The sequence below is a fragment of the Joostella sp. genome (assembly GCF_048266025.1).
GTDB lineage: Bacteria > Bacteroidota > Bacteroidia > Flavobacteriales > Flavobacteriaceae > Galbibacter > Galbibacter atrarenae.
Genome location: NZ_JBLXAF010000002.1, coordinates 192,578 through 213,493 on the forward strand (window position 1 = coordinate 192,578; position 20,916 = coordinate 213,493).

Consider the following 20,916-nt stretch of genomic DNA (forward strand, 5'->3'; position numbering starts at 1 on the left):
CTTGCAAACACAAACGCTTTCACTACATCATATTATAAGAGCTGCTAAAGAACAAAAAGACAACACTCCTGTGTTATTCATGTTACATGGATATGGAAGCAATGAGGAAGATTTATTTTCTTTTGCTTCAGAATTACCAGAAGATATTTGTATTATTTCTGTTAGGGCTCCACAAGATTTAATTCCTTACGGCCACGCTTGGTATGCTATTCATTTTGATGCTGAAGATGGAAAATGGAGCGATGATGAACAAGCTATTGAATCGAGAGAATTGATTGTTAACTTCATTGAAGAGGCTTGTAAAGCGTATCATTTAGATGCTAATAATGTTACTTTATTAGGTTTTAGTCAAGGTTCTATTTTAAGTTATGCTGTAGCTCTTTCTTATCCTGAAAAGGTTAAAAATGTAATCGCTTTAAGTGGTTATTTAAATGAAAAGATCCTTAAAGAAGGATATCAAAATAACGATTTCTCGAATTTAAGTTTTTATTGCTCCCACGGAAGTGTAGATCAAGTGATTCCTGTAGATTGGGCTCGAAAAACAGCTCCAGCATTGAAGTCGCTTAACATAAATCATGTTTATGAGGAATTTCCTGTAGGACACGGTGTAGCGCCACAGAATTTCTATTCATTACAAAGATGGCTTAAAGAAAGAGTTTAATACTATTGAAAAAGAGTTGCCGGGTTCTGTAAGGGTTTACAGTTGATGATAATGGAATATATCTAAACTAAAAATCACTTTTAATTTTGCACCTCTAACCTATAAAACATGCTTAAAAAAGTCCATCATATTGCTATTATCTGTTCGGATTATGAGGTTTCGAAACATTTTTATACTGCGATATTAGGCTTAGAAATTATTCAAGAAATATACCGAAAGGAACGTAATTCTTATAAACTAGATTTGGCATTAAATGGAGAATATATCATAGAGCTATTTTCTTTTCCTACGCCTCTAGAAAGAGTTTCTCGTCCAGAAGCTACAGGTTTACGCCATTTAGCCTTTCAGGTAGATAATATTGAAGTTGCAATAGAAAAACTTTCTTCTTTTGATATTGCCACAGAACCTATTCGGATTGATGACACTACTAAAAAGCGATTTACATTTTTTGCTGATCCAGATAATCTCCCAATAGAACTATACGAAGCTTAGTTTTCAGAACTTTTTATACCTATATAAAAATATCTTCGTGAAAAATTAAAAACCTAGATCTAAGAAAAATTCTATTTAATAAAACGTTCCAACACGTGCAAAAACATAGTTAAAGAAATAAAAACAATCGGCGGCAACCAACATTTATTTCTATATTTGACGTAACACCTAAAACTTAAAGTATGCAAAGAATATTATCCTCTCTTTTTATTGGATTAGTATTTACTTTTTCTATCTATGCGCAGAAGCCTAAAACATACCCTTCCGCAGATATTTATCAAGCAGTACAAAAGCTGAACTTCCTAGGAACAGCACTCTATATCGCTGCGCATCCCGATGATGAAAACACTAGACTTATTTCTTATTTGTCGAATGAAGTGAAAGCAAGAACTGCCTATTTATCGCTTACCAGAGGTGATGGCGGACAGAATTTAATTGGCTCTGAATTAAGAGAGCTTCTTGGAGTACTTAGAACACAAGAGTTGCTTGCTGCAAGGAATATTGATGGCGGAAAACAATTCTTTTCTAGAGCTAATGATTTTGGATACTCAAAACACCCTGATGAAACGCTAGAAATTTGGAATAAAGAAGAAGTATTAGCAGATGTTGTTTGGGTGATTAGAAACTTTAAACCAGATGTAATTATCAATCGTTTTGACCATAGAAGTCCTGGTACTACTCATGGTCATCATACATCTTCTGCGATGCTTAGTGTAGAAGCTTTTGATCTTGCAGCGGATAAAAATAGCTATCCGAAGCAATTAGAATATACACAACCTTGGCAACCAGAGCGTATGTTTTTTAATACCTCATGGTGGTTCTACGGAAGTCAAGATAAATTTGAATCAGCAGATAAATCAAAGATGATGAGCTTTGATATTGGTACCTACTACCCTGCTCTGGGAATGAGTAATAATGAAATTGCTTCCATTGCTAGAAGTCAGCATTTAAGTCAAGGGTTTGGAGGCATTTCTTCTCGTGGTTCCGAAAAAGAATATATAGAATTACTAAAAGGGAGTTTCCCAAGAGATAATACTAATAATATTTTTGATGGGATCAATACCACTTGGGGACGTGTAGAAGGTGGAGAAGAAATTGCTGAAATTTTATTAGATATCGAAGCTAATTTTAATTTTAAAGACCCTTCTCAACATATTCCTCAATTAGTAAAGGCATATACTTTAATTTCCGATTTAAAAGATGATTATTGGCGTGAAGTAAAATTAGAAGAAATAAAGAAAATTATAGAAGCTTGTAGCGGACTCTTTATTGAGGCTACTGCTGAAAATGCTTCTGCTGTTCCTGGAGAGAAAATCAGTGTAAAAAGTGCTGTTTTAAACAGGTCAGATGCAAATATGTCGCTTAAAAACATTACCATCACACCAACAAATGAAGTTGCTAGCGTAAACAAACAACTCGAAAATAACGAGTTTATAAATACCACAGCTACAATTAAGATTCCTGAAAATAGTGATTATACAGCTCCATATTGGTTAAAAGAGCAAGGCACATTAGGAATGTACAAAGCACCACAAGAATTAAGAGGGAAACCAGAAACACCAAGACTCGTAAAGGCAACTTTTAATATTACTGTGGAAGGAGTTACCATTCCTTTTGAAAAAAATATAGTTTATAAATTTTCAAGACCTGATAAAGGGGAAATTTATCAACCATTCGAAATCCTTCCTAAAGTAGGTGTTTCGGTAGCTAATAAAGTCATCATTTTTTCAGATGAAAGAACAAAGGAAATTCCTGTTACTATAAAATCTGGAACGGACAACGTTACTGGAAAAATTCATTTAAAATATAACAGCGGATGGAAAGTGAGTCCGCAGCAAGTTGATTTTTCAATTGCTAAAAAAGGAGATACAAAGACAGTAATTTTTACCGTAACTCCCCCTTCAGAAGAAAATCAAGAAAATATAACTCCAATTGTAACAGTTAATGGAAAAGAATACGATCAAGAATTGGTAACCATAGCGTACGATCATATTCCTACACAATCGGTATTACTGCCTGCTAATTTTAAGGTGGTACGTTTAAACATCAAGAAAACAGGAGAAAATATAGCCTATGTTGCAGGTGCTGGAGATGATGTTCCTACAAGTTTACGTCAGATAGGTTATAAAGTAACGGTTATTCAACCAGAAAATATAAATACTGCTTATCTAAAGAATTTCGATGCTGTAGTTATGGGAATTAGAGCCTATAACATCCACGAATCATTAAAATTTAAACAACATATATTATTAGATTACGTTAAAAATGGCGGTAACCTAATTGTACAATACAATACTGCTGGTAGAAGAGGAATTGGGATCGATAATTTAGCTCCTTATAAGCTAGAATTATCTAGAGACCGTGTAACCGATGAAAATGCAGAAGTAACGCTAAATGCTCCTAATAATCCGCTATTAAATACTCCAAATAAAATTTCGCAAAGTGATTTTAAAGGTTGGGTACAAGAGCGAGGTTTATATTTTCCAAATACATGGGGAGATGAGTTTACATCGGTGCTTTCTATGCATGATAAAGGAGAATCTAAAAAAGATGGAAGCCTACTAATAGCACCTTATGGAAAAGGTTATTATATTTACTCTGGTTTAAGTTTTTTTAGAGAACTTCCAGCGGGAGTTCCTGGAGCTTATAAAATATTTGCGAATATGCTTTCTGTAGGAAAGAAGGAGAATACCAATACTAACATTAAAGGATAATCATGCTGAGTAAATTTGTGTGGAAAAGAGAGTATTCTATTGTACTAATTATGAATGCTATTTACATTTTTGTTTTTTATCTAATTATGATTTCAAACAAATAGTTCTATGGAGGTAATCGATTGGATTATATTAGTTGGAACGTTATTATTTATTGTAGCCTATGGTTATTGGAAAACCAGAGGAAGTCAAAATGTAAACGACTTCATTCTTGGAGGTCAAGAAGCAAAATGGTACACGGTAGGTTTGTCTGTAATGGCAACACAAGCCAGTGCTATTACCTTTTTATCTACCCCTGGGCAGGCTTTTCATGATGGTATGGGCTTTGTGCAATTCTATTTTGGATTGCCATTAGCAATGATTATTATTTGTATTGTATTTATCCCTATTTACCACCGATTAAAAGTATATACAGCATACGAATTTCTGGAAAATAGATTCGATGTAAAAACAAGATCGCTAGCTGCTATTCTCTTTTTAATACAACGTGGATTGGCTGCTGGAATTACCATCTACGCCCCTTCTATTATACTTTCTGCTGTTTTAGGATGGGAAACAAAAACCTTGAATATAGTTATCGGAATATTGGTAATTATATACACTGTTTCTGGAGGAACAAAGGCTGTTAGCGTTACCCAAAAGCAGCAAATGTTTGTAATAATGACAGGAATGTTCACTGCTTTTTATTTGGTAATGAGCTACCTCCCAGAAGATATTACTTTCGGAAAAGCTTTAAAAATAGCTGGTGCCAACGATAAATTAAATATTCTAGACTTTTCCTTTAATCCCAAAAGTAGATATACTTTTTGGAGTGGTATTACTGGAGGTCTCTTTTTAGCACTCGCCTATTTTGGTACAGACCAAAGTCAAGTGCAGCGTTACCTTTCTGGTAAATCTATCCGTGAGAGTCAGTTAGGGCTTATTTTTAACGGATTATTTAAAGTGCCGATGCAGTTTTTTATTCTGCTTGTAGGGGTTATGGTTTTTGTTTTTTATCAATACAATCACTCGCCGCTAAATTTTAATCCTGCTGCTGTAGAAGCTGTGGAGCAGTCGGAATATGCAGATGAATATAAAAAGTTAGAAAAACAACATCTGGCTTTAGAAAGAGAAAAGAAGATGGCTCAAGAACGTTATTCTTCGGTATTAGATGTAAAAGATTATAACCTTATTGTCTCTGCTAAAAAACACATCCAAGAGATTAATAAAAGAGAAGTACAAAGTCGTTTGGAAGCTAAAGAACTAATTCAAAAAGTTGATGACGACTTAGAAACAAATGATAAAGACTACGTTTTTATACATTTTATTCTGAATAAGATTCCAACAGGACTTATGGGCTTATTACTCGCAGTGATATTTTCTGCGGCCATGTCTTCGACCGCTTCAGAACTTAATGCGTTGGGAACTATTACAACTATCGATCTCTTTAAAAGGAATAATAAGCGAGAGCATAACGAAAGGTATTACCTAAATGCAACACGTTGGTTTACGTTAGCGTGGGGAATTATTGCCATTCTCTTTGCCAATTTTGCCTCTTTATTAGACAATCTTATTCAGCTTGTAAATATTATCGGTTCTATTTTCTACGGAAATGTATTAGGGATTTTCCTAATCGCTTTCTTTATTAAATTTATCCGAGGGAATGCTGTTTTTATAAGCGCAATAATCACACAAATAGCAATTGTACTAATCTATTACTTTGCCATTCACCAATACGATGCTGGAGATGAAAAACTAGGCTACCTTTGGCTTAATTTTATCGGGTGTGCAATGGTAATTATTATTGCTATTATTCTAGAATTACTAAATAGAACGACGAATGCTATCACAAAATAGAAAAATAAAATGGGGTATTCTTGCTCCTGGACATATCGCTACTAAGTTTGTAAAAGATTTACTCACCACAAAAGATGCAGAGTTATATGCAATTGCATCGCGTTCTTTGGAGAAAGCAACAGATTTTAAAGATAAATATGGAGCTGCTGTTGCCTATGGTAATTATATGGAATTGATGACAGACCCAAATGTAGATGCCATTTATATTGCTACTCCGCATACATTCCATAAAACGTATGCTATAGATTGTATGCTGAATAAAAAAGCGGTGCTTTGCGAAAAACCACTCGCCTTAAATAGTGCAGATGTTGATGTAATGTTACAAATTGCGAAAAAGGAAGATGTGCTTCTTATGGAGGCTTTGTGGACATATTTTTTACCGCATTATACATATGTGTTAGATTTTATTAAAAAGGGAAGCTACGGAAAGGTAATTAGTCTTGATGCCGACTTCGGGTTTCATCCAACTTTTAATGCCACCTCTCGCCTATTTGATAAGCAATTGGGAGGCGGTAGTTTATTAGACATTGGAATATACCCAATTTTTGCTGCACTATCTATATTGGGAGTTCCAGAAGAGATTCAAGCAAATGCTACTTTTTTCGAAACTGGAGCCGATTCTTCTTGCCATATGGTTTTCTCTTATGAAAACGGTGTAAAAGCAAATCTACGTTCTACACTTTTAGAAGAAACACCAACAGAAGCTATTATTAAATGCGAAAAAGGAACTATAAAACTCCACACTAAATTCCATAAACCTACAAAAGTTACTTTTACAGATGCTGAAGGCAAAGAAACTACAAAAGATTTCGATGTTACTACGGAAGGGTATAATTATGAAGCAACACATTTTAATGAGTTACTAAGAAATGGTAAAACTGAAAGTCCTATTATGACACATAAATTCAGTCACCAACTGATGGAGACCATGGATAAAGTAAAAGAGATTATTGGACTAAATTATTACGAGTAATATTTGATGTTTTAAATGGAAATAATTATTGCTTCAAGTGATGATAATAGGGAAATTACGGAGTTAACTATTCAATCAAAATCTTATTGGGGTTATTCTCATGCACAAATAGAATCATGGAAAGATGAGTTAACCATTACTTCCGATTATCTCAAAAAGAATAGCGTATATAAGCTTACAAAGAACGGGACTATTCTTGGTTTTTATGCTTATTTAATTAGAGATAACAACAACATAGAATTAGATTATTTCTTTATTTCTGAAAGTTGTATTGGTAAAGGATATGGGCATTTACTTATGAATCATTTTCTAGAAAGAGTAAAGTCATTAAACTACTCCCGTGTGTTTTTAACAGCAGATCCAAATGCCGAGCCTTTCTATATAAAATCTGGATTTAAAACCACTAAGTACATAGAAAGTAACATTAATGAAAGACTCCTCCCCTATATGGAAATGAGGTTTGAAGATACTGTTTGCTAATTTGTGAATTCGCGAATTTGCAATGCTAAGCATTAACTTTGGTAAACTGAGCTAGTGCTTTTGATTGGAGTTTTTTTAGAGCTCTTTTATCTTACAGTTAATGTTTTACAAATCTCTTTTGATCTAATTTTAGTTGTTACTCTTTTAACATTTTTTTCGGATTTTTGATAAGAAATTGAATAATCATAATCAAAATTTAAATATAAGTTGAATGTATCTAGATTTTCCTCTTTTTTAAGATGAGTCACAAATTTAGAAAACAATTCATTCTTTATGTTTTCATTTTTAATATCCGTCGGGATACTTAAAAAGAAATATAACGTATGATAAAGCCTGTTCTTATTAGTTAAGCAGTTAATAGATTGTTTTTCGATTAGATTATTTTCAGGACTTCTAGCATACATTGTAATAAAGAATTGTCCAATCCCGTATTTCGAGTAATCAACTCTTGTATATTCAATTTTTGTATCATTAAACATAAAATTTTTAACTTCTTTTTTTTGAGTATAAGAAGTCAAAGTTGCAAAGAAAAATATATTTATTAGTAGTATTTTCATAATATTCTAAAACTTTAAGTATAAAAAACGTAAGGCGAATGATAAGCACTTTCGTTTCGATTTATTACCTACCTAAATATAAGTACTTGCTTTTATTTTTTTTCAAAAAATACCAAATTTTAATTTCAAGCACTTTGTCAATATTCAAAAACCTTTCGATTAGACACAAATGGTCTATGGTTTTTATACCGTGTTGTAAGCTTTTATTATAATCGTCCATGATAAGAGGTAGCAAATATTCGCCCGTCATTTGATATTTGCTTTACATCTTTTACTTTCTTGCAACTTTTATTAATAATCAGCTCTTTATTTATTGCCCCAAAACAATGCTTGCCATCTTGCTCATTTCATTTAGCAAGTACATATGAGTCAATCACTCCACCATTATTTTTGAAAGTTCTAACTATAAATTTGTAATCACGTCCAGTTTTACTACCAGTACGTAAAATGATATTCACCTTAGAGTTAGTGTTTTTATAAATTTCCATAAAATTTTTATAAGTGACTTTTTTTGCTTGTAAAATTTCTTTACTGGTCAAGTAATAAGAAAGACTATCTGTTATTGGTCTCCACAATAGCAGATTCAACCATAAAGAGAAAATCATTATTCTGCCCATTCGTTTCAGCAATCCAAAAAAGGCTCTCTTCAGATTTTGAACAACTTCCAAAAGTCAGAATAATTAATAAAAATCACTAGGAAACTCATTCCTCTAATTGGTTACAACGGCTCGTATATGAAAAGTAGTGCTAAAAATAATTTGTTAATGTTGTCTTTAAACACTAGCCGAATTTTTAAATTCCTTGCTTTTTAACCTTCAAATATAGCAATTCAATTAAGAAAATATTTACGGGAAACCGTAATCAGAAAAAAAGAGAAGATTAAAAAGTATAGAAAGAGAAATGCCTTCTGCCAATTTGCAGATTAGCGAATTGGCAGTTTTACAATACTAAATATTAACATAGAAAAATTGGGCTAGTGCTTTTCATAGGATACGTTGTTGTGGCCGGTTTTTTACATTCCGTTTGTCAGTTCTATCCTTAACTTGTTAAAATTCCGCCTTGTTGTAGCACATTTTTTTATAAACTACAATTACCGTTTTTAATATCATCTTTTGTCGGATTATAATAATTATCCCTGATATTATAACCAACGGTACTAGTTGAGGCAATTAAACTAAGGCCACAAAAATCTCTCAAAGAAGTATTGTCTGTTATTCTCATGTATCCATAATTTACTTTTTTCAAATTAATAAGCCCGTTAAGGTTTTGTAAGGAAACATTATTTTGTATTACCAATTCCAAGCAAGTCTCTAATTTAGATAAGCCATCGATATTTTTTAATCCAGCATTTCTATCCAGAAAAAAACGATTAATTTCCTTAAGGTTAGACATATTATTTAAAGAAGCTACTAAATCATTATTTGTAAACTGGAAACTCATTGTTATTTTAGGAATATTCGATAAACCATTTGTGTCAATAAGTCCTATATTATTTCTTATTGAAAGCATCTTGACTGGATTGTTAATTCCAGAAAGTCCATTTAGATTTTCAAGGTTTTCAGTATCAGAAATTACAATTTTATCAGTAACACTCGTGATATTTTCTAATCCATCGATATTATTTATTTTTGGATTATTATAAATCTCTAAATTCATTAGTTTGGCTGTAACACTTTGCAAACCATTTAAATTCTCTAAAAGTTGATTATTAACAATTTGAATGACTGTACCGTCTGCAAGATTGGCGTTAGAAAAACCATCAACATTTTTCAAATTAGTTCCTAAAATTAAGATATACCCATTAATAAATTTAATACTATTAAGGCTATTTGTACTTACTATATTCTTTCCAGATAAATAAACATCTCCATTAATTCTATCATAATATTTTTCTCCAAAATCATCAAGCTGAGTTTGAGTTTCAACGGTAATACTTCCATCGAAGACTCTTTCTACATCTTTTACATTTATAGTTACAGACGAATAAACAAGATTATCACCATTTCTTACTTCAATGGTTCCAACTATTACAGGATTAATAGCAAAATTGAATTTGCTTTTATCTAAGACCTTTAATTCCCCTGTTTTTGGATTTATAGAAAATGCATCGACAGGAGATTGCGATGTAACGGTATATGTTGAATTTCCATTACTGGGTGATGTTTGAATAGTACCAATGACTTGATTGCTTTCAGGAAACTCATTAATCTCTGTTATAAAATCATCTACAATAACTGTTGTTGGCTCATCATCTTTATTGCATGAAATAAGACACAAGAATAATAAATTTAAAAGTAAGGTAATATTTAACTTCATTTCAATTATAGTATTTAATATTATTAGATTATTGTTTTGTATATATGATTTGTCATTTTTAAAATGTGCTACAGCAGTCTAGTATAACCGTCAGTTACGGGTAAATATGCGTTAATTTTCGGTTTGTCACAGACGTTAGCAATTCCGAGTGGATTCGGACGTAGTCGAATCCACTCGGAATTGCGGTTATACATTTTGTGCATAGTATTTTTATTCCTTGCATATTATTCCATCTTGCGAAATTTTTTGTCCGTCATTTGTTGTCATTGCTGCTGTATAATACAAACAGTTATTTTCAATTTTGGTTTTCGAGATAACAATTCCGTTATTATCATTTACCCATTTTTTTTCTTCATCCAATTCCGATTTTGAAGCGTCATAAGTCAGTCGGTAAGAGCAGTCGTCAATCCATTCAATAATTTCATATTCAGGAATTCCATTTCCGATCCCGTTTTTCCATTCAATTTGAGTGTTTTTTTCTCTAACTACAATCCATTTTTTAATTGACAAATCTTGTTTGTCAGTCATTTCCATTATACTATCATTCACTTCGATTGTATATTTACTCATTTCTTTAGTTTCTGGAATATAAAAAGTTCCAATTTTAAAGTCAGAGCAAGTTAACTTTTGAGCGGAAGAATTTAATCCGATTAGGCTCAATGTTATAAGTAGTAATTTCGTTTTTTTCATATTATGCAGTACTCCCAAACAAACGCAATTACGCTCATTTCTCAGTCAAATATAACAATTCAGTTAAGAAACTGTTTACGGGAATCAGTAATCAGTAAAAAAGAGTGAAGAAAAAAGAAATGCCTTATGCAAATTTGCAGTTTTGCAAAATTAGCGAATTTGCTATGCTAAATATTAACTTTGGCAAACTGAGCTAGTGCTTATCATAGGATACATGGTTAGCTGCTGTTATTTTTATATTATTAAATCAATTATTTTTCCTACTACAAACACTCCTATAATAAAAGTTATCATACCCAAAAAGTATGAGACAAATGCTTTTAGGTAACTTGAAAACTTCTTTTTGTCAAAAAATTGTCCAGTGGCCCATGTAGAATACACTACAAATAACATTCCTCCAAATTGCAATATTTTTAATTTTGTAATCCATTCGATTGTTCCAAAAATAGCTAGAATCAACATTCCAATCCCCATCACAAAACATAAAAGAATAAGGATTTCATAATAGTTATAACTATATTTTTTAAATAATACTTTAGTCCAAAAAGCAATAAAAACTCCCATCATTAAGTTTCCATATCCATAATTTTCTTTAACCCAACCAAAAATTGACATTGACGTAGATTTTATGGATTCGTCATAGTAAATATATCCTTTCTCGAAGTTCAGGAATTGTTCTAAAACCGAATATATTAGCGAACAAATGATGATAAAAATTATTGGTCTTACAATTTTGCTTCTATCATTGAGAATAAACTCTTTTACTGTATTTCCAGGTCTTATTATCAGTTCTTTAATTGTGCATAGTATTCCTTTGTCAAAGTTTAGAACACCTCCTATTTCGTTAGCAATATATTTTCCATCAATCCGTTTAAGTGATTTGGGAATACCGCAATTCGGGCAATAATTTTGAGTGATTTCAGTTTTACAATTTTTACAAATTCCCTCAGTCATTACTTTAAATTTCGTTCTTTCAAAAGGCTTTAAATTTCCGATCTTTTGTATTTGTCCTTGTTCACCAATTTATAAACTACACACAAAATAATTATACCAAAAAAGTAATTAAAGCTACCTGCTGTGGCACTGAAAATTAGAATACCAATTAAAATCCCAATTAAAGTTGCATCAATAATTTGGGTAGATTTTATTTTTTTAGATTCTTTTAATAATTCTTCGTCAGTTAATTCTTTTATCTGCTTCTTCTTCATTTGTATTCGTATGGTCTAATTGCAGCTAACGGCATCGGTTATCTCCAGTTGGCAGAGTAAGGTACGCGGACTTGTCTGATTAGTATTTGTTTGTTGATCAAGTTAATTATTTTCTTTCTAATGGTGTCTCTTATTGGTAATGAAACGTTGTTCTTACAAGTTTTGCATTCCTATATACTGTTAGGATAACTAGGATAACAAGTGTTTTTATTAATTTATTCTAATAAAATCTATTTCCGTCGTTGGATCTGGTCTTTCGAAATCCACACTAAATTTAAAAGTCAATTTTGAATCGTTATCTTTTAATTTAAAGTAATGCCTGTATTCCACATTTTCTTCGAATAATAAGCTATCTTCTGTTACGACTTCATATTCTGCAGTTCCATTAGAGTAATATAAATCGAATTCTCTAAAAATTGTATCATTTACTATCCGATAGGTTCCTATTTCTTTAGAATGGTACCCTTCAATTTCTTGAGTATTCTCATTAAAGAAATATAATTTGCTTTCATAAGTTTTGTTGGAGTTAAATTTATATTCTCTGATATTGTAGTAGCCATCTTCATTGTACCCCTCTACTTCTCCAGGTAATATACTTACTTTCCATTCCCAAGTTCCAATTATTTCCGAGTTAATATCATTGATTTCATCTTTTTCACATCCAATTAGAACAATTCCAATTATTAATAGGTAAACTTTTTTCATTTTGTTTTTTTAATTTATGATCGAATTATTTTTAAGCAAAATTGTTTACAACTCCCAAACAAACGCACTCACGTTTATTTCTCCTTCAAATATAGCAATTCAATTGAGAAAATATTCACGAGGATCCATAATCAGCAAAAAAGAGAAGAGATTAAAGAGTGAAGATAGAAGAAATGTGTTCTACCAATTTGCAGATTAGTTCATTCATGAATTTAAAAATCTAGATAATAGAATAATAAGTTAGTACTTTATAAAGAGTACGTTGTTAGAACAGTTTTTATTTTACCGCAATATTTTCAGCAAGTTCAATTACTTTTTTAATTGTGTCATTCAGTTCCTTTTTTCGCCAATTTATGTATAAATCTATTTTTTCTTCTAATTCTATAAACTCAACATTTTCTACTTGCGCCGATTTAAACGACAATGGCAAAATAGAGATTCCAAGTCCTTTTGATACGAGGTTTATTATCATTCCTCCAAAATCCGATTCAATTATAGTCTTAGGTTCTATTCCCTTTTTTGAAAACCACGACCTTAATAATGAGGCAAAAAAAGTTGTTTGGTGCAAACCCGAAATAATGAACTTTTCATTCTCTAATCCAGTAATCTCTTTCTTGATTAACCTATGGTTTTTAGGAACGACCAAACATATTGGCTCAGAATAAAGTTTTTGAGTGTCAATATTTGCATTCTTAATTTCATCTCTACTAAATGCTATATCGGTTTTAAAGTCCAATAAAAGCTTTTCATGATTTTCGTCTGTTGGTTCTGTTAATTCTGTTTTTAAATCAGGCATATTATTGCTTAAAACCTCCAAGAATTTTGGCAAAAACTCATAAGCGATAGAACCTGGATAAGTTATTGAAATAGTTCCTACTTTTCCATCTTCAATTTTTTTTGCCTGCCTTATTATTTGTTCAAACTCCTTGATTTTCTCTGTCCAATGCTCTTGAAGAAATTTACCTGCGTTGGTAAGCTTGACATTTCTTTTGTCCCTTTGAAAAAGTTGTATTTGTAATTCATCTTCCAAAGCTTGGATTTGTCTGCTCAATGAGGACTGCGATATAAAAACCTTCTCTGCCGTATTCCAAAAATGAAGTTCTTTAGCAAGTTCTAAAAAGTATTTAATTTGTTGTATCGTCATGAGTAATGCGTTTTTTGCATTAATCAATCAAAAATATGTATTTTAAAATTGAATCCCAAGTAGTTTATTTGTTGAAAGTTTTAACACAATTTAAAAAAAAGGAAATGATGGGAATCGAAAATATATTCACTTTTATGGTAACGGCGTTATTTTTTATAATGACGCCAGGAATCGACACGATATTTGTTCTGAATAAGTCTATAGCTCAAGGTCGGAAGTCAGGTATTTACGCCACTTTAGGCGTTAATACAGGGGTTTTAACACATACTCTATTTGCAGCGTTGGGATTATCTGTTATTATTGCTAATTCAGTATACGCATTTACAATAATAAAATATATAGGCGCTTTCTATTTAATTTATTTGGGGTTTTTGAAGTTTAAAAACAGGAAGACTTTTTTGCCAACAGATGATGGGAAACAAATCCTAGAAAAGGGGAAAAATGATTTTTGGTCTGGATTTTTGACTAATACATTAAATCCAAAAGTTGCATTATTCTTCTTGGCATTTTTTCCTCAATTTATCAACCCAACACAAATGGAAAACCCTGTTCCTTTTATTATACTAGGTCTTACTTATGCGATAATTGGAATTGTTTGGTTTTTAATTTTAACCATTTTTGCAAGTGCTTTTTCTAAAAAACTTAAGAACAATCCAAGTGCTGGACTTTGGTTAAATAAATTAAGTGGATTAGTATTTATTCTGATGGGAATAAAAATTGCATTAACTAAAAATTAATTACAACTCTCAAACAAACGCACTCACGTTTATTTCTCCTCCAAATATAGCAATTCAATTAAGAAACTATTTACGGGAAACCGTAATCAGAAAAAAAAGAGAAGAGATTAAAGAGCATAGAAAAAAGAAATGCCTTCTGCAAAATTGCAGATTCGCGAATTGGCAGTTTTACAACTTTACAATACTGAATATTAACATAGAAAAATTGGGCTAGTGCTTTTCATAAGATACATTGTTACCAGTAATGTTTTTCGCTAAATATGTTTTATCTAACCCTTTTACTATTTCGATTGTTTTTTACCACAGTACTTTGTTAGGGCAAGTTTTTTATCCAAACTTTTGATTTTTTACTAACTAATATGTTTCCTTTTATTCCTACTTCTCCTTTACTTATTTTATTAATAACCTTATCATCTAATTTAATTTCTAAAATACTAAGCTGTTGGAATTTATTGTTTTTTTCAATAAATATACTATCACCTGTGTTTATTTCGGTTCCGTCTAAATTGAGAATAAAAACCTCTCCTTTTAAAAAGATTTCATCTATCGTTCCTAACAACTTTATATTTTTAGGCTTAAAAGAGATTAAGCCATATTCGTATAAAGACTCTTGAGCTTCTTCTTTAGTGATAATTCCCTCTTGTATGTCATGATAAAGATTAAATAATTGCCAAGTTGTTAAGAGTCCTCTTTCATCATTAATTGCATCTTGTTTTTGCTCTTTAGTAAATGGTGGATTCTCTCTTTTTTTTGCAGGAATGTGTCTTTGATGATTAACTATGTATAATCCGAATACATCAAAACTTTCTCTTTCCTTAGTTCTTCTATATTTGATTTTCGATATTTGACTACATTCAGTATCCTTTGATGTTCCTCCGATTCCTTTAACTTCAATTACTAAGAGACCTTTTGTGTTTTCAATTTGAATATCTTCTTCTTTTATAGTTTCAGCTTTTTCATCCATATCTACTACGTTTTGGAAGCCTAACCATTTTAAAAATTTAATAACGGAAGTAACTAAATCATCTCCAGTTTCTGTTAAAATATCATGTAGAAAGCTATACTTTTTTGTATTGTCTAAAATTTCAGTTTCTTTCTGTTTTATTTTTAATTCATATTCTTTACGAATGACTTCTTTTTCTGCTAATAATTTTTGATGATTTGGTAAAGAATATTCTTTGGACTTTGTCCATTTTTTTTGAGTTGAATTAGGGAATAAACTAGGATGAATTGTAGGTGCTATATTTTCTAAAAACTCCACAATAAAGCTAGAATTGTCTTTGAGAATTGGAAAAGTGTAAAGACCATAAGTTCGGTCCAAATAAATAAACGAAATGATCTCATCACTTGCATTTTTTAATATTGGATGAAAACATGGATTTGGTATCTGTTCTTCATCTTTCCATATTGTGGGATGATAAAATATGTTTTCATAAATGAAGTCGTCGTTATATTTATTTAAAAAATTTGCTATCTCATTATGTTTAAGTATTACTTCTGTTATTTCACCATACTTGTTTTTTGAAAATGGGAAAAGTGGCATAAATCCATATATAGAATGGACTTCCAAACCTTTACTTCTTGGATGGTCTCCATTTTCTTCTACAATTTCATATTCAATTTCAATATTTTCATTTTGAAAGACAATTATCATAGCTTCATTATGAATAATTTCTTTTATTCCTTTTATTAAAATGTGAGATGACAAGCCTCTAGGGTCAAAAATTGTTTGAGGATATTTAGAAAGTAAATAAGTATTATTTCCTGATTTATTTTTTACCCGAATATTTTCATCTTTTATATATTCAGTCGTTTCTTCATTTGAAAGGTCAATAATTACGATATCAAATTCATGAATGTTTGGTGGGAAATCATGATTTAATAGACAATATTTGTGTTCGTACTTCTTGTTTTTTGTATCAATCAGTTTTCCTAAACTTCCATTATATATATTAAAACCCTTTTCTTCTAAAGCCTTGTTAGCTTTTTCTGTAAGATTTAATGTAAGAATTTGAGGTTTTATCATAGTTTCTTTCAAATTTGCCCTAACGTTTAGTGTATGGTTAGTTGCGTGGTTTAAGCACTAAATTTAGCAAATAAATCACAGATAGAAAGTCCGCGAGGATTTTCGTAAGTAGGCTTGCACTAGCAATTAATTTTATACGGTATTGGCAATAGTTTTTTATTCGCAACCTGAAAAATCAAATGCTTCTTTCTGTTTAGCATAAATTTCTTTTAAGGATTTTTCAAAAAAGTAATCAGCCATTTCTTCATTAAAAGGTCTTCCTAATTGTTCAGCTTGTTTTTTTGTTTCTAAATTAAATTTCGCTCTAAATTCTGAGTTGTTTGCTTGGTTATCATAAAATGATTGGTAGGCTTCTTTAAAAGTAGCTTCAGAATCTTTGTAGTAAAAATTCGATTCGGTTTTTTCCATTTCCAAATAAGCAGCAACTAAATTCCCATATTCTATTAGCTTTTCAAAAAGAAAGCTGTATTTTTCGACTATCTCAATTGGATTTACAGCTATACTCGCTGAAATATAACCTGAATAAGGTGATTTTTGAGTTGGGTCAACGCCTTTATATAGATGACGACCATAACAAGTAGCCATGGTTACAAATAGTTTATTACACGTTATCAAATTAATTGGTCGAAATAATTCTATTAATTCAGACCATTCTATTAAAGTTCCGTTTGATAATATTAATCCATCCAGTTTATTAGAACCGTGCATTTCCAAGTGGATCAATATTCCACCAGTCATATAAGTTGCGTTTATTTGATAATATTTGAGTAATTCAGTTAATTCTTCTTTTGTAGAAACACTATAATAATTATGGGTCATAGGTTTATCATACAAATCTATTCTTCTCCTTACGCAGTCGTCGTAGATTTCTTTTCCAGTTAATCTTTCATTAGCAAGACTTTCTATAATTATTATATGTTTTACTTGTCCTACCAAAGTTTCTTCAAATTACCGCCAACCTATCAAACAAACGCACTCACGTTTATTTCTCCTTCAAATATAGCAATTCAATTAAGAAAATATTTACGGGAATCCGTAATCAGAAAAAAAGAGTATAGATAAAAGAAATGCCTTCTGCAAATTTGCAGATTCGCGACTTTGCAGTTTTACAACTTTACAATGCTATACATTAACTTTGAAAAACTGAACTAGTGCTTTTCATAGGATACATTGTTACCAGTAATGTTTTTCGCTAAATATGTTTTATCTAACCCTTTTACTATTTCGATTGTTTTTTACCACAGTACTTTGTTAGCTACCGTTTTTTTATGATTTTAATAATTCAACAAATCGATTTAATTCTTGAATTGCTGAAGATGAATTAATTAAACTATTAAAGCATTTTGGACAGAGAAATGTACTTGTCTCTACAAATAATTCAAAATCTGCTCTTTCCAATTCAACATTTGAATTACATTTATCACATATTAAATTCAAATTTTGTGTTAAAACCTGAAATATTTTCTTGTTTTTTGTTTCTTTTTCACCTTGAAATTCGCTCCATAAAAGAATACTGATAAATCGTATCATTACTTTAGTATTCAGTAGGTGTTTATTTTTCTTTTCAGTTAGGAATTGCGAAAGTATATTGTCAACTACTGAAACAGAGTAAATTAAGAGGTACGGCACAAAGAAGTAATAATTTTCCCAATAACTCTTAATATCTTCTTTCGTTGAAAAGACGAAATTTAGATTTTGTTTAGTTGTTTTGTAATTTTTATCTCTCGTTACGATATGTAGTGCGTGATTTGACATTCCGTTAATACCTTTTCCTAAACTTTTCTCATATCTCAAGTCATATATTAAGTCTGAAGTAAAAACAATATTTGGTTTTGATTTTTTAAGCGCATTTTCTATTATTTTTCTTTTATCAATTTTTCTATCACTTGGGTCGTAAGTTAAAGGGTCTCCATCATGAAAAAATCTATTAACAAAGTCATCTTGATTATCCAATATCTGTTCAAAAATTAAGAGTTCATCCGTGAATGGTTTCCTTAAAAGAGCATAAGCAATAGTCATTTTACCTCTCATTGCACAACTCAAAGACTCATAAATGAAATTTACAAAGTCCGACAGAACTGACATTGTCACATGTTTAACCAGAACTTGACTTATTTCTTTATTTAAATTATTGATTTTAAGCCATTCTAAAGCATGGATTTCACCTTTATTAAACTTTTCTATGTCCTTGTGCTTGTCATGGTCTAAATTAAACTTGGTACTGTTCAATTCCGAATAGTCATCTCCACTAAATATTTCAGTAAGTTGATCATAAATTATTGCGCAAAGATTATGAATTCTGTGAAATTTTTTATCCAATGGGATTTCATCTTCTTTACTTATGTATAGCATGTTTTATTCGAAGTTGGATTTGTTAATGGTAGCTAACTATTAGATAAACGCACTCACGTTTATTTCTCTTCCAAATATAACAATTCAATTAATAAAATATTTACGGGAATCCGTAATAAGAAAAAAAGAGCATAGATAAAAGAGTACAGAATAGAGAAATGTCTTCTGCCAATTTGCAGATTAGCGAATTGGCAGATTCGCAGTTTTACAGTTTCGCAGTTTCGCAGATTCGCGAATTGGCAGTTTTACAAATTTGCAACTTAGCAACTTCACAATAAACCTCCATTTAGGTCAAAAGGTGTCCCGTTTAGGTCTTTTAATGATGCTTTTCGGTCTTTTAAATAAAACTTTAAACACATCGATTAAAACTTTAGGCAAACTCCCTAAAATTTTAGCTTAAAAGGTTAAATTTTTTAGCCTCCAGACCTAAAGTTTTAGGGTCGGAGCTTAAACACATCTATTTTTTACTCATAAATATCATTAAAACACTCAAGTGGAACTTTAAGTAATCCAAAACTTTAATAAATATGGTTCAACCTTTAAGTAAAGTGCTTAAAACTTTAGGTTCGGCACCTAAAGTTTTAGGTGCCGAACCTAAAAGTTGCGCCTTAGGAGCTAAAAACATCTTTAAAAGACCTAAACACTGTAGTAGCGCTCCTAAACTCTTTATGATACTAATGATGCTTATCATTAAAACACCTAAAAGCATGGTCTCCAGACCTAAAAGTTTAAGGTAACAAGCTAAATACTGCTACTTGGTAATTAAAAGCATTAGTAATAACCCTAAATACATCAGCAGAAAAGCTAAAGTTTTAATGAATACTGCTAAACTGTTCTGTAAAACACCTAAAATTTTAACTGAAAAATCTAAACGTTTTGGAATTGCATAGCAATGGAGAGACTCCCATTTATAGGGTATAGAGTATATAGCAACGGTTGGAGTAAAATAGCGCTACAGTGGTTGTGAGAGTAGTACAGATAAGTATTTAATACAGATTTGCAGATTCGTGCATTTGCAAATCTGTATTAAAACTTAAAAATAATATTAAGAAGTATGATGCTCTATCTTTTTGTAAGACTTAATAATTTCTTTTACCAATCTATGTCGGATTACATCTTTATCATCTAAATGTAAAATACCAATTCCTTGTACATCTTTAAGTACCAAAATGGCTTCTTTAAGACCAGAAGTTATTCTTCGTGGTAAATCTATTTGCCCAGGATCTCCGGTAATTATAAACTTAGCACTTTTCCCCATTCTGGTAAGGAACATTTTCATTTGCGCATGACTCGTATTTTGTGCTTCATCTAAAATAACGAATGCATTATCTAGTGTTCTCCCACGCATAAAGGCCATCGGTGCAATTTGGATTACTCCTGTCTCTATGTAATTGGCCAATTTTTCTGCGGGAATCATATCTCGCAATGCATCATAAAGCGGCTGCATGTACGGATCTAATTTTTCTTTTAAATCTCCTGGCAAAAAACCTAGGTTCTCCCCTGCTTCTACCGCTGGTCTTGTTAAAATAATTCTTCTTACTTGCTTTTCTTTCAATGCTTTTACAGCCAACGCAACTCCTGTATATGTTTTTCCTGTTCCTGCTGGACCGATGGCAAAAACCATATCGTTTTTACGCATCAGCTCTACGAGTCGCTGTTGGTTTGCAGTCTGTGCCTTTATTAAACGCCCATTTACGCCGTGTAAAAGTACTTCGCCATTAATTTTGGCGTCCATTTCATCTTGACCGTTATCACTGGTAAGAATTCGCTCTATAGTATTTTCATCGAGCTTGTTGTATTTCCCAAAATGGGTAACCAACATATCCAATCGCTTGTCAAATTCTTCCAACATCTCTTCATCGCCATAGGCTTTTATCTTATTTCCGCGGGCTACAAGCTTCAGCTTCGGGAAATATTTTTTTAATAAATCTATGTTCGTATTACTAGGTCCAAAAAAGTCTTTTGGATTGATTTCTGTAAGTTCTATGATCAGTTCGTTCAAATGTTTAATTTTAAGTGATTATT

General features: G+C 31.3%; 20 protein-coding genes. 8 read left to right on the plus strand and 12 right to left on the minus strand.

The genetic code is table 11. The annotated features are described in order from the left end of the window. The first annotated feature begins 1 nt into the window (after position 1). From ACN0TY_RS06640 to ACN0TY_RS06665, 6 genes are all read left to right on the plus strand, one after another. Positions 2 to 661 carry an alpha/beta hydrolase gene (locus ACN0TY_RS06640; protein WP_417443851.1) on the plus strand — a complete coding sequence of 220 codons (660 nt, stop codon included), beginning with the start codon at positions 2 to 4 and terminating at the stop codon, positions 659 to 661. Positions 662 to 769: 108 nt separating this feature from the next. Then, positions 770 to 1,153 (plus strand): VOC family protein, encoded by a 384-nt coding sequence (locus ACN0TY_RS06645; protein ID WP_417443852.1) that lies wholly within the window; start codon positions 770 to 772, stop codon positions 1,151 to 1,153. Between the two features lie 182 nt (positions 1,154 to 1,335). After that, entirely contained in the window at positions 1,336 to 3,867 is a 2,532-nt protein-coding gene (locus ACN0TY_RS06650) for a PIG-L family deacetylase (protein WP_417443853.1), read from the plus strand. A 108-nt stretch (positions 3,868 to 3,975) separates the two neighbouring features. Further along, a complete protein-coding gene (locus ACN0TY_RS06655; protein ID WP_417443854.1) occupies positions 3,976 to 5,703 on the plus strand; it encodes a sodium:solute symporter family transporter in 1,728 nt (575 codons plus the stop codon). Beyond that, positions 5,687 to 6,676 (plus strand): Gfo/Idh/MocA family protein, encoded by a 990-nt coding sequence (locus ACN0TY_RS06660; protein ID WP_417443855.1) that lies wholly within the window; start codon positions 5,687 to 5,689, stop codon positions 6,674 to 6,676. Before ACN0TY_RS06655 ends, ACN0TY_RS06660 begins: the two co-directional genes overlap by 17 nt. A 15-nt stretch (positions 6,677 to 6,691) precedes the next feature. Next, positions 6,692 to 7,156 (plus strand): GNAT family N-acetyltransferase, encoded by a 465-nt coding sequence (locus tag ACN0TY_RS06665; protein ID WP_417443856.1) that lies wholly within the window; start codon positions 6,692 to 6,694, stop codon positions 7,154 to 7,156. A gap of 86 nt (positions 7,157 to 7,242) precedes the next feature. Here ACN0TY_RS06665 and ACN0TY_RS06670 read toward each other — a convergent pair whose 3' ends face one another. From ACN0TY_RS06670 to ACN0TY_RS06705, 8 genes are all read right to left on the minus strand, one after another. Continuing rightward, entirely contained in the window at positions 7,243 to 7,713 is a 471-nt protein-coding gene (locus ACN0TY_RS06670) for a hypothetical protein (protein ID WP_417443857.1), read from the minus strand. Between the two features lie 347 nt (positions 7,714 to 8,060). Beyond that, positions 8,061 to 8,381, minus strand: coding sequence for a hypothetical protein (locus ACN0TY_RS06675; protein WP_417443858.1), 321 nt, complete (start codon positions 8,379 to 8,381; stop codon positions 8,061 to 8,063). A 409-nt stretch (positions 8,382 to 8,790) separates the two neighbouring features. Further along, on the minus strand, positions 8,791 to 10,029 hold the full coding sequence (locus ACN0TY_RS06680; RefSeq protein ID WP_417443859.1) for a cadherin repeat domain-containing protein: 1,239 nt from the start codon (positions 10,027 to 10,029) through the stop codon (positions 8,791 to 8,793). Positions 10,030 to 10,239: 210 nt separating this feature from the next. Continuing rightward, complete coding sequence (locus tag ACN0TY_RS06685; RefSeq protein WP_417443860.1) at positions 10,240 to 10,719, minus strand: hypothetical protein; 480 nt, start codon at positions 10,717 to 10,719, stop codon at positions 10,240 to 10,242. A 234-nt stretch (positions 10,720 to 10,953) separates the two neighbouring features. Next, a complete protein-coding gene (locus ACN0TY_RS06690; RefSeq protein ID WP_417443861.1) occupies positions 10,954 to 11,673 on the minus strand; it encodes a DUF3667 domain-containing protein in 720 nt (239 codons plus the stop codon). Between the two features lie 29 nt (positions 11,674 to 11,702). Beyond that, a complete protein-coding gene (locus ACN0TY_RS06695) occupies positions 11,703 to 11,927 on the minus strand; it encodes an FUSC family protein (protein ID WP_417443862.1) in 225 nt (74 codons plus the stop codon). Between the two features lie 210 nt (positions 11,928 to 12,137). After that, entirely contained in the window at positions 12,138 to 12,632 is a 495-nt protein-coding gene (locus ACN0TY_RS06700; protein ID WP_417443863.1) for a hypothetical protein, read from the minus strand. Between the two features lie 277 nt (positions 12,633 to 12,909). After that, positions 12,910 to 13,776, minus strand: coding sequence for a LysR family transcriptional regulator (locus ACN0TY_RS06705; protein ID WP_417443864.1), 867 nt, complete (start codon positions 13,774 to 13,776; stop codon positions 12,910 to 12,912). A 35-nt stretch (positions 13,777 to 13,811) separates the two neighbouring features. On the opposite strand from ACN0TY_RS06705, the gene ACN0TY_RS06710 reads away from it, so the two are divergent. Further along, on the plus strand, positions 13,812 to 14,513 hold the full coding sequence (locus ACN0TY_RS06710) for a LysE family translocator (protein ID WP_417443865.1): 702 nt from the start codon (positions 13,812 to 13,814) through the stop codon (positions 14,511 to 14,513). Positions 14,514 to 14,826: 313 nt separating this feature from the next. Here the strand turns inward: ACN0TY_RS06710 and ACN0TY_RS06715 are convergent, their stop codons facing one another. The 3 genes from ACN0TY_RS06715 to ACN0TY_RS06725 form a co-directional block, all read right to left on the minus strand. Continuing rightward, positions 14,827 to 16,539 carry a hypothetical protein gene (locus ACN0TY_RS06715; RefSeq protein ID WP_417443866.1) on the minus strand — a complete coding sequence of 571 codons (1,713 nt, stop codon included), beginning with the start codon at positions 16,537 to 16,539 and terminating at the stop codon, positions 14,827 to 14,829. A gap of 156 nt (positions 16,540 to 16,695) precedes the next feature. Beyond that, positions 16,696 to 17,475: a hypothetical protein gene (locus tag ACN0TY_RS06720; RefSeq protein ID WP_417443867.1), complete on the minus strand. Its 780-nt coding sequence runs from the start codon at positions 17,473 to 17,475 to the stop codon at positions 16,696 to 16,698. Positions 17,476 to 17,805: 330 nt separating this feature from the next. After that, positions 17,806 to 18,891, minus strand: coding sequence for a hypothetical protein (locus ACN0TY_RS06725; RefSeq protein ID WP_417443868.1), 1,086 nt, complete (start codon positions 18,889 to 18,891; stop codon positions 17,806 to 17,808). A gap of 527 nt (positions 18,892 to 19,418) precedes the next feature. Between ACN0TY_RS06725 and ACN0TY_RS06730 the strand changes: the two genes are divergently transcribed. After that, entirely contained in the window at positions 19,419 to 19,628 is a 210-nt protein-coding gene (locus tag ACN0TY_RS06730; protein ID WP_417443869.1) for a hypothetical protein, read from the plus strand. Positions 19,629 to 19,936: 308 nt separating this feature from the next. Here the strand turns inward: ACN0TY_RS06730 and ACN0TY_RS06735 are convergent, their stop codons facing one another. Beyond that, positions 19,937 to 20,893 carry a PhoH family protein gene (locus ACN0TY_RS06735; protein WP_236958241.1) on the minus strand — a complete coding sequence of 319 codons (957 nt, stop codon included), beginning with the start codon at positions 20,891 to 20,893 and terminating at the stop codon, positions 19,937 to 19,939. Positions 20,894 to 20,916 lie beyond the last annotated feature (23 nt).

Excerpts from the sequence above, each read along its gene's own strand:
- ACN0TY_RS06705 (WP_417443864.1), bottom strand. The coding sequence starts at position 13,776 with ATGACGATACAACAAATTAAATACTTTTTAGAACTTGCTAAAGAACTT.
- ACN0TY_RS06730 (WP_417443869.1), top strand. The coding sequence starts at position 19,419 with ATGGTTCAACCTTTAAGTAAAGTGCTTAAAACTTTAGGTTCGGCACCT.
- ACN0TY_RS06710 (WP_417443865.1), top strand. The coding sequence starts at position 13,812 with ATGTATTTTAAAATTGAATCCCAAGTAGTTTATTTGTTGAAAGTTTTA.
- ACN0TY_RS06665 (WP_417443856.1), top strand. The coding sequence starts at position 6,692 with ATGGAAATAATTATTGCTTCAAGTGATGATAATAGGGAAATTACGGAG.
- ACN0TY_RS06650 (WP_417443853.1), top strand. The coding sequence starts at position 1,336 with ATGCAAAGAATATTATCCTCTCTTTTTATTGGATTAGTATTTACTTTT.
- ACN0TY_RS06700 (WP_417443863.1), bottom strand. The coding sequence starts at position 12,632 with ATGAAAAAAGTTTACCTATTAATAATTGGAATTGTTCTAATTGGATGT.
- ACN0TY_RS06645 (WP_417443852.1), top strand. The coding sequence starts at position 770 with ATGCTTAAAAAAGTCCATCATATTGCTATTATCTGTTCGGATTATGAG.
- ACN0TY_RS06655 (WP_417443854.1), top strand. The coding sequence starts at position 3,976 with ATGGAGGTAATCGATTGGATTATATTAGTTGGAACGTTATTATTTATT.
- ACN0TY_RS06685 (WP_417443860.1), bottom strand. The coding sequence starts at position 10,719 with ATGAAAAAAACGAAATTACTACTTATAACATTGAGCCTAATCGGATTA.
- ACN0TY_RS06725 (WP_417443868.1), bottom strand. The coding sequence starts at position 18,891 with ATGCTATACATAAGTAAAGAAGATGAAATCCCATTGGATAAAAAATTT.
- ACN0TY_RS06680 (WP_417443859.1), bottom strand. The coding sequence starts at position 10,029 with ATGAAGTTAAATATTACCTTACTTTTAAATTTATTATTCTTGTGTCTT.
- ACN0TY_RS06690 (WP_417443861.1), bottom strand. The coding sequence starts at position 11,673 with ATGACTGAGGGAATTTGTAAAAATTGTAAAACTGAAATCACTCAAAAT.
- ACN0TY_RS06715 (WP_417443866.1), bottom strand. The coding sequence starts at position 16,539 with ATGATAAAACCTCAAATTCTTACATTAAATCTTACAGAAAAAGCTAAC.
- ACN0TY_RS06670 (WP_417443857.1), bottom strand. The coding sequence starts at position 7,713 with ATGAAAATACTACTAATAAATATATTTTTCTTTGCAACTTTGACTTCT.
- ACN0TY_RS06660 (WP_417443855.1), top strand. The coding sequence starts at position 5,687 with ATGCTATCACAAAATAGAAAAATAAAATGGGGTATTCTTGCTCCTGGA.
- ACN0TY_RS06695 (WP_417443862.1), bottom strand. The coding sequence starts at position 11,927 with ATGAAGAAGAAGCAGATAAAAGAATTAACTGACGAAGAATTATTAAAA.